We start from the raw sequence: 12957 nt of genomic DNA, 5'->3' as shown, positions 1-12957 counted from the left end.
AAGGAGCAAAAACGGAGGGCAACAGCCCGAGGACGACCCGATCGGAAGCGAAAAACGCCATCAAAGTCGAAAGCCCGTCACTGATACGCGCTCGAAATCGGTCCGCGGGCATTTGTTCAGCACTTCCCTAGACCTCGCCTTAACCCCCACCCGGCTTCGGTCGGGGCGGGGGCTTCTCTTTTTCATTCCTTGCTCAGAAGAGCAGCATCTGAGCCGCCGCGACCTTTTTTTCCTGAAAAAGGGGCATGCCCACCATGAGGCGCATCCCGGCATACTGCTTCTCGGTCACTGTCATGCAACGCACAGAACCTTCCGGCGGTAGGTTGTCGGCCAACCTTGCCAAGTGCTTCTTTTCGGCGTCGCTGCCGTTGAGGATGCGTCCATAGACCGACCACTGGATCATGTCGTAGCCATCGTTGAGCAGGAACTTGCGGAATTGCGCGTAGGCGCGTTTTTCCGCCTTAGTGACCATCGGCAGATCGAAGAAGACGAGCAAGCGCATGTATCGCCTCGTCTCGTGGCTCACTCAGTACTCCAGTCGGTGTGCCCGCAAGCCGACGAGAGTGGGTAGCTCAAGAGCAGATTCGCCATCTTCATAAACCCGTACGAGACTTTCGACGGCGTACTCGATGGCTGAAAGTACCGACATCTTTCCTTGTGGCATGGCGACGTCTACGTTGAGCAACGCTATCAGCGCCTGTTTGTCTGCGGGGATCAGATCGCCCTCGGTGGAGGCTGTATGCTTAACGACATGCAGGTCGACCAGCGGACGAAACGGCTCTATCAGGTCATCCGCGAGATTGAATGCGTTCTGTTCGCTGCCGTGAAACAGGCCGATGGTCGGATGCAGGCCGTGGGCTATCAGTCCGCGGGCGATGGCGCCGCGCAACACAGCATAGCCATAGTCCAAGGCCGCATTCATCCAGCGTTCGTCTGACCGATGGAAATCCGAGCCGAACAACTGCACAAAATAGAACGCTGCGGCTTGGGCCTCCAGGTTATCGGGGTCGCCCGAACGTATCCGCCGGGCGTAGGAGGCGAGCCTATCTTCGCCTGGCTTGCCGCACAGCCGCAAGCAAGTGGCTTGGTTCTCGATCTTGCGGCGGACGATACTGGCCCACGCACGTTTTGCTGTGGGACGAGTGATGTCCAACTGCTTGCGCAGCATGCGTGTGGTGCGCGAGTGGGACAGAAAGGGCAGGAATACTCCGGCGGGCTGGTGATTTCGACCAGTGGCGTAAAGTCCGATGCCGTACTCCGCACAGGCCGAGAGCACCGGATGGGTCAAGGTGATCTCTTGGTGGTTGAGTACGATGACCGCGATGTCCTCAAGAGGCACAAACGCTGTTTCCTCCTGATCGATCGCCAAGGAGAAATGCTCCCGCCGCAGCCGGGCGGGACGGGAGATCATCACGCTACGCCAGACCACGGCGGGTCTCCGGTTGGGCGGGGTAGATGTTGCCGAGCACGTCGACGTGAAACTTCTCAACCGCTACGGCAGTCTTGATACCGATGCTTTCAATCATTCCTCCTTTGCCCTCCCGCGAGTTGCGATCGTGCAACCAAAGATTGAAGGCGCCAGTAGAACGATTGCAGCTTGCAAAATATCCGAGATGCTTCTCTTTCTTGAGGGTGATTCGCAGCATGTCGTTAGGATGAACGGAAAAATGGAAGTCGAAATCCCCATTCATCACTGTCCATTCATCTTCGTCCTTGAACGCCACGATTGCCCGGTTTGGCAGCGCTCTCGCCACCGCATGATGTACATACACCGGCACGAGATGAAACTTCCCGTCCTTCCTGCTGCGGAAGACGTCCACCCTCAGCATGGAGTCGTTCTTGGCGATCCCGCTTCGAATCTGAATTCCCGATAGCTTGTCGATGACCATCGTCACCGTTCGAACGATGGGTCCAGTCGGGTTGCCATCCCGATCGGGTTTGCATAACGGATTGTCTGGCGGGAAGGCTCTGTCACCCTTGCCGCCGTGAGCTTCGAGCCGGGCACGGATCGCGGCGTAGAGTTTTTCGTTGCGATGAGGGTCGATCAGCTTTTCCATGTCTTTCAGCGCCAAGCTGCTCAGGGGCACCTTCTGCGTCACACTGCCTTGGGGCTTGAGCCGTTCGGGTTGCGCGTAGATGGTGTCCTTGTGTGCCGCGCCGCCGTTACGCCGTTGCGGTGCGCGGGAGACGAACAACGGGCGTACGGCGGCCAACGCCTCCGGTGGGTAGGTATCGAACATGGCCAGCCGTTCGCGCAATTCGTTTTCATCGTCGACGCCGAGGCGTATCTTCAGTTCGGAGCGGAAATGGGGCCAAGGATCGGGGAAATGGGTATGCAACTGCTGATACTTGGCGGGGTCGACGATCTCACCGGTTTCCGGGTCTGGGAATCCGTCGCGGACCTTTTCGAGCTCCCTCGTGCGGGCATAGTCACCAAGGCGTTTGATCATGCCGTGGCTGCAGGCTGCAACTACGGCGGAGTCGAGCGCGTGGTGGCGGTCACTGCCTCCGCGTACTTTGGACAGACCCCAGCGGGCGCGCAAGAAAGCGGTGGCCTGGCCGTTGAGCACTACGCAGCGCTTTGCCGCCGTCCCGTCATCCCCGGCGGCCATTTTCAGATGGCGCTCAACGTAGTTCGTGAAGAAGCGGCAGATGTAGCGGGTGTCATTGAGGTTGCGCTCGCGGAATTCCTCGGCCGCCTTGTCCCCGAAATCCTTGCGTAGCAAGCGCGTCTTCTTGGCCTGCCGGTACGACTTGTTGCTCTCGACCCAAATCTTGAAGTTGTGCCAGCGCTCGCCATCTTCACCGCCAGGGAAAGACGATAGATATTCGTAAGCCGTGCGGTTGCCCTTGTTGCGGTTCTCCTCCGTCAGCACGAGTACCTTGTTGTTCTTGCTGTCGTCGTAACTGCGTGAATAAGGCAGGGCGTGGTCGACTTCGGCGTAGCCGATGTCGCGTAGCACACGGTTCAGATCGAGTGGTTTCAACGAATAGGCACACTTGCCTTGCTGTTCCCGGTAAAGCTGGAAACGTTCGAATTCACGGCTCTTGGCTGGCATGTCGAATTCGGCGGCGAAGGCAGCCTTGTCCTTTTCGTTGCGCTCGCGATACTCGTCCTGAGCTTTCTTGACCTTGTTGCGTTCATCGAGAGGCCGGGAGAGGTCGCGGGCCATTTCGATGTGTACCGCAGCGGGCGAACCATAGGCGCGCACCAAGGCATTCAGTACTTTGCGAGCCTGGTTGAGGGAGCGCAGTACCACCGGGTTTCGAGGTATGTCGAGGTCTTCCTTGAAGACCATGCGCCCGTCCTTGTCCCGGCCGGAGTAGAGCGGTGGCAGATAGGTCTGTTCGCCACCGCCCGCTGCATGCAACTGGCTGTGGTGGTAGCCCGCCGCTGCACAGGCTTCGTCGTAACGCAGTCCCGCTTCCATGTGCGGGACGATCCTGCGTAGTGCTTTCAGAGAAAGGGCGTGGAACTTGTCGAAGCTGATTTCGGACAGTGCGTCGATCATCCTTTCACCGCCGGGCAGCGGGAGTTTTCGCAATTCCGCCGTTACTTCGTCTCCGTCCTTGTACACGGACAGTACCCGCGCGACTTCATCGAGAAGTGTGGGGTCGCCACCAGTCGCCGCGCCGGCCATGCCTTCCCACTCGGTTTCTAGCCCCTTGTCCTTGAGCGTCTTGCGCAGTTCCTGCCAGGCGGGAAGCTTGATGAGCTTTTCCGTTTCCGGGTCTTTGACCTTGGCTTCGTCAGGCTGCTTTCCGTATGGGTAGTTCAGGCCAGCGAACCGGAAACTGTCCGGCAACAGTCCCGCCTTGGTAAGGGCGACGCGCAACTGCTTGTACGTAAGATCGCTTGCCTGCTTGTAGGGGAGCGGTAGCGCGGCACGGCGCTCTTCCTCATCGAGCGGGCGCGTTGCGCCGTCAATGATGATGCGCAGGTTGCTCAGGCGGGTGAGCCAGACATGCCGTTCAGCGGTGAAGCTGGCTTTGGGGGCGCGGTACTCGTCCTTCTCGAACGTGCATTTGCCGAGCATCTTGAGCAGGTCGACGCCGGCCAGAGGCGGCTTCTGCTCCCAGAAAAGGCCACTCTTGCGGTCGCCGACGCCCAGAATCTTCGCTTCCAGTCCGGCGTCGGCGTGGGTGTTGCCAAGTTCGTGTTGCCGCTTGAAGAGCCGGGCAAGCTCCTCTCCGAGCAGGATGCGCGACAGTGCCTTGCTGTAGTCACCCTGCTTGTTGCGCTGGGTATCGGGAAATTCGGCCAGCACCATTTCTGCAGCGCTGCGGTATCCCTTCTCCTGCATGCGCCGCTGGGTGTCGGCAAGCCCCTTCTTGACCCGTCCGCCTTCGCCCTTGGCATCGCCTTCGGCTTTCCGTTCTTCGGCACGGCTGATCCAGTGGAAGCCGCGATGCTTGCAGATGTGGTAGATGACACACGCCCATTCGCCATCGGTCAGGCGGCGGTCGAGCCCCTCGACCCGCAGCCGCCACGGTGAGACAGCGGACGGTTGGTGCAGTTGATCGGTGTCGGCAACCAGTCCGGTGTGCCTGAGTAGTCGTGCGAGTTTGATCAGTCGCCAAGCGCGACGTCGCAGACGGCGGCGCATCAGCCTTGCGGTGCGTCGTGCAAGATTGAGAGATTCGCCCTCTTTGGCAGTTTCCGCCTTGTCAAAACAGCGCACTCCCAGATCGATGATGCGGTTTTCCGCAAGCACACACCAACCGACCGAGGCAATGCCAATGTCGAAGCCGAAGGTCAGTGGGCCAAGCGTCTTGTCAACCATCCCATCCTTCCCCATAATCTGCCCCGTTGTGGCTATCCGGGGTGAGAGCCGTTGCTACAATAAAGGTGAATAACCTGTACCCAGCCCGGCGGTGACCCCGCCGGGCTTTTCATTGTATGTCCATAAAGTCCCCTTGCCTACGCGAGTAGCATCCAACGTCAACCGAACTAGCTATTCATGGTGCAATCTCGGTGGATGCGGAAGAGCGACCCCAACGTTCGGCCCAAACTTAGTACTCTTCATAACCGAATGGGATCGAGTATTTCACGGTTTGTAGTATAGAAGACGTACTATTAACCCGGCAATCAAACAGCTGACGCTATAATGCCGGCATGGAGAAGATCGACGCTAGGAAGCTCCCTCCGGAAGCACTCGAACACATTCGCCGGCAAGCGTTCGTGCTGCGCAAGCAGGGTTACACGTGGGCGCATATCGCTGAGGTTTGTGGGGTTCATGTCGGCACGGTTCTCAAGTGGTCACGCCGAGCTGCCGAAGGCGGTTTCGATGGAGCGGTCAAGGGCGGCCAGCGCGGCCGTCGGCACGGCTCGGGGCGTACGCTGACGCTGGTTCAGGAAGAGCAACTTCGACTGGCGATCGTGGGATCGAACCCGGCGCAGCTGAAGTTGGAGTTCGCACTGTGGAACCGTCGTGCAGTGATGATGGCGATCAAGACGATGTTCGGTATCGAGATGCCGATCCGCACGGTCGGCCAGTACCTGTTGCGCTGGGGCTTCACACCGCAGCGGCCGGTCAAACGAGCCCTTGAGCAAGACGAGGGGAAACTGCGTCAGTGGCTCGAGATCGACTATCCCGCAATCGCCCTGCGGGCCAAGGCCGAGGGGGGCGAGATCTACTGGGCCGACGAGACGGCGATTCGCCAGGACACGCACTGGGTGCGCGGCTATGCGCCGGCGGGCGTGACGCCCGAGATGCGCATCCCGGCTGGCCGCCACGCTGCCACAACGATGATCTCGGCGATCACCAACCAGGGCCTGGTCCGCTTCACCTTCTTCGACGGCGCACTCGACACCGACCGCTTCATCGCCTTTCTGAGCGATCTCATCAAGGACGCGGGCCGCAAGGTGTTTCTGATCGTCGACAACCTCAAGGTGCATCGGGCCAAGCGCGTCACCGAGTGGGCGGCCGAGCGCACCGACAAGATCGAACTCTTTTACCTGCCGCCCTACGCGCCCGAGCACAACCCCGACGAGTACCTGAACCGCGATCTCAAGACGACGTTGCGCTCCGGGCCGATCGCCCGCACGGCACACGCCCTCACCGAAAAGGCAAAGCGATGCATGGTGCGGATTGCCGCGCTGCCTGAGCGCGTGCGGTCGTACTTCAAGCATGAGGCTGTTCGCTATGCTCAATAAAGCTTCTATTTGGTTGCCGGGTTAATAGACGTTCCAGACCAAGGTTGCAGAGCAGGCCGAATTGCGCAGCCGTTCGCGATTTGCGCGAGCGCTTCATGACGGAGTTGGTTGCCGAAACCCGGGCGGCTCACGCCAGGGGGCGTGCACGCGAGGCACGAGCATTGGCGGACGAGGCCATCGAAAGCGGCAATGAGGCGCTTGATATCGCCGAAGGTCGCTGGCCCGGAGAATCGTGGCCGGAACGAGTTGGCAGCCATTGGAAGCAGCACGGTCCACTATGCTGCCTCTGATGATTCACGTATGCCTGTCCTTCGTCGCTGGTACATCGTGCTTGCCTCGCGAGAGGCTTATCAAGGGGTGCCAGGTAGTCATCTGGCCCGGTTCGTTGGATTGCAGCTATATTGGTGACGGCACGCTGACAACGTCCGGCTTTATCGAGCGGGGCGGCGGCCGACGATACCAGTACCTGCGACTCTACCCGTGACGCTACCTGCGCTCCGTCCGGAACCTGCCACTTCCACGGGAGCCGAGCTACGCACCGCATCGTGGAAAAAGCAAAGTTGCTCTCCCGGCAGCGCATGACGATATCCATATAGGTGCTCGTGATCCAGCGCTTGGAGTCCTGTGGAGCAGCGGTACGGCACGTTTGGGCATTCTCACCACGGTGAGCTGCAGGCGCTCTGCAGACCCCATGCGCTGTCGCTACAACGTAAGGGTGCGGTGGCGGCCTGTCCCCATCGCCCGTGCTCCTTGAGGTGTTTGAATGCGACCGGGCTCAAGTACCCGATGCCGGGTACTGTCCGCGTTCGGGAGTCGCATTTGAACCAAACCAGTGAGGCATGGCCTGCAACCCTTCCGATAGCCGACTCAGCTCATCCATCGCTTCCAGCCTCTGCCGTACGGTCATCGCCAGCGCCCTGCGCAACTGCTCCTGGCGGCTGCCTTCAAAACTCGTACTGTCCCAACCTACGGGGGCTTCTTGCGTTTCGTTCATTGCATCTGTTTTCCGTGCTATCCGGCCTCGCTGTGGTGCCGGTTGTCCCGGCAAGCCTCTTGCCTTCCAGGATGGCATGGGGATGAACCTGCGGGTGTCACGTCATGGTCTGGTAACGTGCCGCCGCTGCGCGCAGGCGCTCCGCGGTTTCCCGCCGCAGTTCCCTGGGGGCGAGGACTTCCACCTCCGGCCCATACTTCAGGATGTCCATCAGCAGTTCGCGGGGGTCGGAGTAGGGCACCTGCAGTTCGTAGCTGTCGCCGTGCCATTGGCCGATCTGGTCGGGGTGCCAGGTTTCGTTTTCTATCCAGCGCGCGGCGTGGGCGGTGAAGCGCAGCACGGCCCAGGCGCGGGCTTCGCCAGAGAAGATGCCGAAGCTTGCGTTCATGAAGCGGTCGAGCCCGTCGGCCGGCAGGTCTCTCGCCGGTTCGTCCGTCGGGTGGGCGGTTTCGATGCGGTCCAGGGAGAAGATGCGCGGGTTGCCGGCGGTTTCGCACCAGGCGACCAGATACCAGTTGTCGCGGTAGCGCACGAGGCGCTGCGGATGGACCGTGCGCGTGGTGGTCTCCTCGCGCTCGCGGCCGGTGTAGTCGATGCGGATTTGGCGCTGGCCGAGCACGGCCGAGGCGACGGTGCCGAAGCTCTCGGCATTGACGCCGCGGCGCGCGATGCTGCGCAGGAGCACGCGGGCCCGGACGGTTTCGGCCGAGGCGCCGCCTTGTCCGAGCAGCTTGCGGATGCGCGCACGCAGCGGGCCGATGTAGGGCGAGAGCAGGCCGGGCTGGACTTCTTCGAGCAGTTGTTCGCAGGCCAGCAGCGCATGCAGTTCGGAGTGGTTGAACCACAGACCGGGGAGTTCGAACTCCGGCGCGGCCGGGTCGTAGCGGTAACCGTTGGTGTTGCGGTCGTAGACGATGGGTGCGCCCATGAAGAGGCGCATGTATTCCAGGTCGCGGTTGATGGTGGCGCGGGAAGCGTTCAGTTCTTCCATCAGCCGGGAGAGGGAAGGCGGCTGTCTGGCCTTGAGCAGGCGATGCAGGTGGAAAATACGTTCGGCGCGGTTCATGCGGGACGGTTGCCTGCAATCCTGGATGGATAATGCGCGGATCATCGCCGAGGCGACGGTGAACGGCAAGCGGTTCCCTGAATGTGACGGATCTGCAGCAGCAGATCCATGGCCGGGTGTCCGTCATCGGCCGTTCTGTGCCGGCTGCAGGCTTCTACCCGCTTCCAGAATCGGCAAGCCCGCTTCGGTGGGCACGTAGATGATCTGGTTGGGGGCCTGTTTGAGGGAGTCGATGTACAGGTAGCGCAGGTAGGCCTCGTTGTTCTTGAGGCTGTCGCCGATGATGCGGTTGGCTTCGGCTACACCGCGAGCGCGTTCGATTTCGGCCGCCGCGAGGGCCAGGGCGGCGTCCCTTGTGGCTTCGGCTTCCAGCACGGCCACGCGGCGGCTGGATTCGGCTTCGATCAGTATGGCTTTGCCGCGCAGTTCCTCGGAGTAAACCCGGTAGTGAGGTGCGAGCACGAGGATGACGGCAAATAGTATTCCTGCACCTGCCAACGGCACCACGATGCTCATTTCCATTCTGCCGGCCTGGTGTTCTTTCATGATGTCTTTCCTCCCATCGACGGCGCCAGTTTGGCAAGGGCGGTGCCTCACTGGCTGAGCCTGGGGTTTGGGCGGAAAGGTGTAGCACCATGTTTCCAAGTCGCTGTTCGTCATGCCAGAATCGGCCCATGACAACTACAAACCGGAGACAAACATGGCTGTGGTGTTCACCAAGACCGCCAAGGGGCAGGAAGAGATCAACGGCCGGGCCGGCGCACTGACGCCGCGGCAGCGGCGGGTGCTGATCTTCGTCGATGGCAAGCGCACCGTCGAGGAGCTGCGCGGCATGCTGCAGTCCGATGATCTTCAGCACACGCTGGGCCTGCTGGAGGAGTCCGGATATATCGAAGTGGGTGCCGTGATCGACGCGCAGGGCAAGGCCGGCGCGGCGGCCGGGCCGCTGCCGTCGATCACCGCGTTCAGGAAATTGCCCGCCGCGGGCGATTCGCTGCGCCTGAAGCAGGCGCGCAATTTCATGGCCAACACCGTCAGCGCCTTCGTCGGCCGCGTGGGGGCAAGTTCCCTGCTGGAGCGCATCGAGCAGGCGGCCGATCATGGCGAGCTGCGCGCATTGTTCGACGAGTGGTATCACTCGCTGGTCGGCAGCCGCGAAGGCCGGCGCGAGGCCGAGGCGCTGCGCGCCAAGCTGCTCGAAGTGATCTGAGCCGCGCGTCGGCGGTCAGGGCTCGTCGCGCAGGAAGATCTGCAGCAGGTCGTTGAGGAAGCGGCGGCCATGTTCGGTCGGCCGTATCGTTTCGGCATCGATTTCCAGCAGGCCGCGGTTGCGTGCGTCCCGCAGTCCGGCCTCGACCGCACCCAGGGGCAGGCCGGTGCGGGCCGCGAACAGGCCGCGGGGGAATCCGTCCGTGAGGCGCAGGGCGTTCATCATGAATTCGAAGGGCAGTTCATCCACCCCCACTTCGCGCCGTTCCTGGACGAAGTCGCTGCGCGCGGCGGCGGCGAGGTAATGCTCCGGGTACTTGTGGCGCATCTCGCGCACCATGCCTTCATGGCTGGAGAGCTTGCCGTGGGCGCCGGCACCGATCCCCAGGTAGTCTCCGAAGGTCCAGTAGTTGAGGTTGTGGCGGCACTGCTGGCCCGGGCGGGCAAAGGCCGAAGTTTCGTAGTGCATGAAGCCGGCGGCGGCCAGTTCCGCTTCGATGGCATCCTGCATGTCGGCGGCGAGGTCGGCGTCGGGCAGGGGCGGCGGGTGGTGGGCGAAGGGGGTGTTGGGCTCCAGCGTCAGGTGGTAGCAGGAGAGATGCCCGGCGCCGCTGGCGATGGCGGTACGCAGGTCGGCGAGGGCCTGATCCAGCGTCTGGCCGGGCAGGGCGTACATCAGGTCCAAGTTCACGCGATCGAAGGTTTCCAGCGCCAGATCGGCCGCGGCGCGCGCCTCGCGTCCGCCGTGGATGCGGCCGATGGCGGCCAGCATGCGGTCGTCGAAGCTCTGGATGCCCAGCGACAGGCGGGTGACGCCGGCGGCACGGTAGTCGCGGAAGCGGGCGGCTTCCACCGTACCGGGGTTGGCTTCCAGCGTGATCTCGGCCTGGGGGTCGAGGGGCAGCAGGGTGCGTACCGCGGTGAGCAGGCGATTGAGCGCCGCGGCCGGCAGCAGGCTGGGGGTGCCGCCGCCGATGAACACCGTGTGGACGCGTCGGCCCCAGACCTGGGGCAGTGCGGCCTGCAGGTCGGCGATCAGGGCGTCCACGTAGGCTTCGTGGGGCGGTTCGGCGGCACGCGCGGTGTGGGAGTTGAAATCGCAGTAGGGGCACTTCCTGACGCACCACGGGTAGTGGATGTAGAGCGCCAGCGGCGGTGGGGCCGTGAGCTGTGGATGTTGCGGCAGGGGCTGGGTGCTGGGGGGAAGCGGCGCGGGGATGAGCGGAATGGTGCGGCGTGCGCTCACAGCGGTTCGATCTTCAGGCGGGCGAGCAGGTGGCGCATGGCGGCGCCGCGGTGGCTCAGGGTGTTCTTGAGCGTGGCGTCGACTTCGGCTGCGGTCTGGCCGAGTTCCGGCAGCCAGAACAGCGGGTCGTAGCCGAAACCGCCCTCGCCGCGGGGCGCTTCGAGGATCTGGCCGTGCCATTCGCCGTCGGCGATCAGCGGCTGCGGGTCGTCGGCGGAACGCACCAGCACCACCACGGAGTAGAAATGCGCGCGCCGGTCGGCGACGCCGGCCAGGCGCTGGAGCAGCAGCGCGTTGTTGCGGGCGTCGGACTTGGATTCGCCGGCATAGCGGGCCGATTGCACGCCCGGCGCGCCGCCCAGCGCGGCCACGCACAGCCCCGAGTCGTCGGCGACGGCCGGCAGCCCGGTGGCCATGGCAGCGTGGCGCGCCTTGGCGAGCGCATTCTCGACAAAGGTGGCATGTGGTTCGTCCGCCTCGCCCACGCCCAGCTCGCCCTGGGGAATCACCTGCACGCCGAGCGGGGCGAGCAGGGCCTGCATTTCTGCGGCCTTCTTGGCGTTGTTGCTGGCGAGGACGAGGCGGGCAGCGGGGGTGCTCATGGCTCGGGTTCCGGCGATTTCAGGCGAACTCAGGCGGCGATCGCGGCCTTCTGGATTTCGATCAGGCGGGCGATGCCGCGTTCCGCGAGGCCGAGCAGGGCGTCGAGTTCGGCGCGGGTGAAGGGAGCGCCTTCGGCCGTGCCCTGCACTTCGACGAAGCCGCCGGCGCCGGTCATCACCACGTTCATGTCGGTGTCGCAGTCCGAGTCTTCATCGTAGTCGAGATCGAGCACCGGTGTGCCGCGATACACGCCCACCGAGACGGCGGCCACGAAGTCGCGCAGCGGGTTCGCGGCGAGCTTGCCGTCGGCCACGAGCTTCGCCAGTGCGTCATGCACCGCCACGCAGGCGCCGGTGATGGCCGCGGTGCGGGTGCCGCCGTCGGCCTGCAGCACGTCGCAATCCACGGTGATCTGGCGTTCCCCCAGGGCGGCCAGATCGACGACCGAGCGCAGGCTGCGGCCGATCAGGCGCTGGATTTCCTGGGTGCGCCCGCTCTGCTTGCCCTTGGCCGCCTCGCGCGCGTTGCGGGTGTGGGTGGCACGGGGCAGCATGCCGTATTCGGCGGTCAGCCAGCCCTGGCCCTTGCCGCGCAGGAAGGGTGGCACGCTGTCCTCCACGCTGGCGGTGACGAGCACGCGGGTGTGGCCGAATTCGACCAGCACCGAGCCTTCGGCGTGGCGGCTGTAATGGCGGGTGAGGCGGACCGGACGCAGTTCGTCCGGCCGGCGCTGGCTGGGGCGCATGGGGCGGGTCCTACTTGCTGAATTTCTGGATCGCGGCGTTGATCTCGGCGATCGCGCGTTCGATCTCGTCGTCGGTGAGGTCCGGCGCGGTGGTCGGACTGCGGCTCTGGTCGAAGGTTTCGAGCTGGGTGGTGAAGTCGTTCAGGGTCATGGTCTGGGTGGACACCCCGTCCGCCGACAGGGGCGCGCTGTCGTCGTGCCAGCGCACCGCGATGAGGGAGAGGTTGTCGCAGCTCGGACCGCCCAGTTCCTCGGCCTTGTCCATCAGGCGCGGCACCGCTTCCTGGACGAACTGGTCGGTGAGGCCGAGCAGCACGCCGGTGTCGCCCAGCGGCCCCCACAGCCCGTCGCTGCACAGGGCGATGGTGTCGTTGTCACGCAGCGGGATGCGGGCGGAGAACTCGACCTGCGGCGGGTGATTGCCGCCCAGGCAGGAGTAGATGCGGTTGCGCCCCGGGTGGCGGGCCGCGCTCTGGGCGTCGAGCAGGCCCTGGTCCATCATTAGTTGCACGCGGGAGTGGTCGCGGGTCTGGGAGACGATCTTGCCGCCGCGCAGCAGGTAGAGGCGTGAATCGCCGGCATGGGCCCAATGGGCGTGGCCTTCCTGCAGCACGCAGGCCACCACCGTGGTGCGCGGCGCCTCCGGCAGGTCCTTGTCGAAGGCATAGTCGAGGATCGCGTTGTGCGCGTTGGTCAGCGCGCGCGACAGGAACATGGACGGGTCCTGCAGCATGGGCTGGGCTTCGCGCTGGAAGGCCTGGGCGACGAACTGCACCGTGATCTGCGCGGCGATCTCGCCGTGCAGGTGTCCGCCCATGCCGTCGGCCAGCACCAGCAGCAGCGCGTCGCGCGTGTAGCAGTAGGCGATGCGGTCCTGGTTCGATTTGCGCCGCCCGATGCGGCTTTCCTGGTAGATGGTGAATTTCAACGCGATGTC

12 protein-coding genes are annotated in these 12957 nt (G+C 63.5%); 2 read left to right on the top strand and 10 right to left on the bottom strand.

Annotated features, from left to right (window positions below):
- Positions 1–193: 193 nt before the first annotated feature.
- From cas2 to cas9, 3 genes are read right to left on the bottom strand one after another with little or no spacing between them, the layout of a single operon-like run.
- Positions 194–502, bottom strand: a complete 309-nt coding sequence (cas2, locus tag E6O51_RS14485; RefSeq protein WP_136385703.1) for a CRISPR-associated endonuclease Cas2 — start codon at positions 500–502, stop codon at positions 194–196.
- A gap of 24 nt (positions 503–526) precedes the next feature.
- Positions 527–1429: a type II CRISPR-associated endonuclease Cas1 gene (cas1, locus tag E6O51_RS14480; RefSeq protein ID WP_211091416.1), complete on the bottom strand. Its 903-nt coding sequence runs from the start codon at positions 1427–1429 to the stop codon at positions 527–529.
- The gene (gene cas9 / locus E6O51_RS14475; RefSeq protein WP_136385702.1) at positions 1416–4784 is read right to left on the bottom strand and encodes a type II CRISPR RNA-guided endonuclease Cas9; all 3369 of its coding nucleotides are present in this window, start codon (positions 4782–4784) and stop codon (positions 1416–1418) included. Before cas9 ends, cas1 begins: the two co-directional genes overlap by 14 nt.
- Positions 4785–5116: 332 nt before the next feature.
- Here cas9 and E6O51_RS14470 point away from each other — a divergent pair, with 332 nt between their 5' ends.
- Entirely contained in the window at positions 5117–6157 is a 1041-nt protein-coding gene (locus tag E6O51_RS14470) for an IS630 family transposase (RefSeq protein ID WP_136385701.1), read from the top strand.
- Positions 6158–6932: 775 nt separating this feature from the next.
- Here the strand turns inward: E6O51_RS14470 and E6O51_RS14465 are convergent.
- From E6O51_RS14465 to E6O51_RS14455, 3 genes are all read right to left on the bottom strand, one after another.
- Positions 6933–7151, bottom strand: a complete 219-nt coding sequence (locus E6O51_RS14465) for a hypothetical protein (protein ID WP_136385700.1) — start codon at positions 7149–7151, stop codon at positions 6933–6935.
- Between the two features lie 97 nt (positions 7152–7248).
- The gene (locus E6O51_RS14460) at positions 7249–8217 is read right to left on the bottom strand and encodes a helix-turn-helix transcriptional regulator (protein WP_136385699.1); all 969 of its coding nucleotides are present in this window, start codon (positions 8215–8217) and stop codon (positions 7249–7251) included.
- Positions 8218–8340: 123 nt separating this feature from the next.
- Entirely contained in the window at positions 8341–8763 is a 423-nt protein-coding gene (locus E6O51_RS14455) for a hypothetical protein (protein ID WP_211091415.1), read from the bottom strand.
- A 112-nt stretch (positions 8764–8875) separates the two neighbouring features.
- Between E6O51_RS14455 and E6O51_RS14450 the strand changes: the two genes are divergently transcribed.
- Entirely contained in the window at positions 8876–9427 is a 552-nt protein-coding gene (locus E6O51_RS14450; RefSeq protein WP_230976804.1) for a hypothetical protein, read from the top strand.
- 15 nt (positions 9428–9442) lie between these two features.
- Here E6O51_RS14450 and hemW read toward each other — a convergent pair whose 3' ends face one another.
- From hemW to E6O51_RS14430, 4 genes are read right to left on the bottom strand one after another with little or no spacing between them, the layout of a single operon-like run.
- Entirely contained in the window at positions 9443–10672 is a 1230-nt protein-coding gene (gene hemW / locus E6O51_RS14445; RefSeq protein WP_136385698.1) for a radical SAM family heme chaperone HemW, read from the bottom strand.
- On the bottom strand, positions 10669–11274 hold the full coding sequence (rdgB, locus tag E6O51_RS14440) for an RdgB/HAM1 family non-canonical purine NTP pyrophosphatase (protein ID WP_136385697.1): 606 nt from the start codon (positions 11272–11274) through the stop codon (positions 10669–10671). The genes hemW and rdgB overlap by 4 nt, the downstream gene beginning before the upstream one ends.
- Before the next feature lie 29 nt (positions 11275–11303).
- A complete protein-coding gene (rph, locus tag E6O51_RS14435; protein WP_136385696.1) occupies positions 11304–12020 on the bottom strand; it encodes a ribonuclease PH in 717 nt (238 codons plus the stop codon).
- Positions 12021–12030: 10 nt separating this feature from the next.
- Entirely contained in the window at positions 12031–12948 is a 918-nt protein-coding gene (locus E6O51_RS14430) for a PP2C family protein-serine/threonine phosphatase (protein ID WP_136385695.1), read from the bottom strand.
- Between the last annotated feature and the right edge of the window lie 9 nt (positions 12949–12957).

Source organism: Pseudothauera rhizosphaerae (genome assembly GCF_004801305.1).
Taxonomy (GTDB): Bacteria; Pseudomonadota; Gammaproteobacteria; order Burkholderiales; family Rhodocyclaceae; genus Pseudothauera; species Pseudothauera rhizosphaerae.
This window is presented reverse-complemented; position numbering and strand designations above follow the sequence as displayed.

Bases quoted from the DNA above. Each gene is read 5' to 3' on its own strand.
- cas2 (WP_136385703.1), bottom strand. From the start codon at position 502: ATGCGCTTGCTCGTCTTCTTCGATCTGCCGATGGTCACTAAGGCGGAA.
- cas9 (WP_136385702.1), bottom strand. From the start codon at position 4,784: ATGGTTGACAAGACGCTTGGCCCACTGACCTTCGGCTTCGACATTGGC.
- E6O51_RS14470 (WP_136385701.1), top strand. From the start codon at position 5,117: ATGGAGAAGATCGACGCTAGGAAGCTCCCTCCGGAAGCACTCGAACAC.
- E6O51_RS14465 (WP_136385700.1), bottom strand. From the start codon at position 7,151: ATGAACGAAACGCAAGAAGCCCCCGTAGGTTGGGACAGTACGAGTTTT.
- E6O51_RS14460 (WP_136385699.1), bottom strand. From the start codon at position 8,217: ATGAACCGCGCCGAACGTATTTTCCACCTGCATCGCCTGCTCAAGGCC.
- E6O51_RS14455 (WP_211091415.1), bottom strand. From the start codon at position 8,763: ATGAAAGAACACCAGGCCGGCAGAATGGAAATGAGCATCGTGGTGCCG.
- E6O51_RS14450 (WP_230976804.1), top strand. From the start codon at position 8,876: ATGCCAGAATCGGCCCATGACAACTACAAACCGGAGACAAACATGGCT.
- rdgB (WP_136385697.1), bottom strand. From the start codon at position 11,274: ATGAGCACCCCCGCTGCCCGCCTCGTCCTCGCCAGCAACAACGCCAAG.
- rph (WP_136385696.1), bottom strand. From the start codon at position 12,020: ATGCGCCCCAGCCAGCGCCGGCCGGACGAACTGCGTCCGGTCCGCCTC.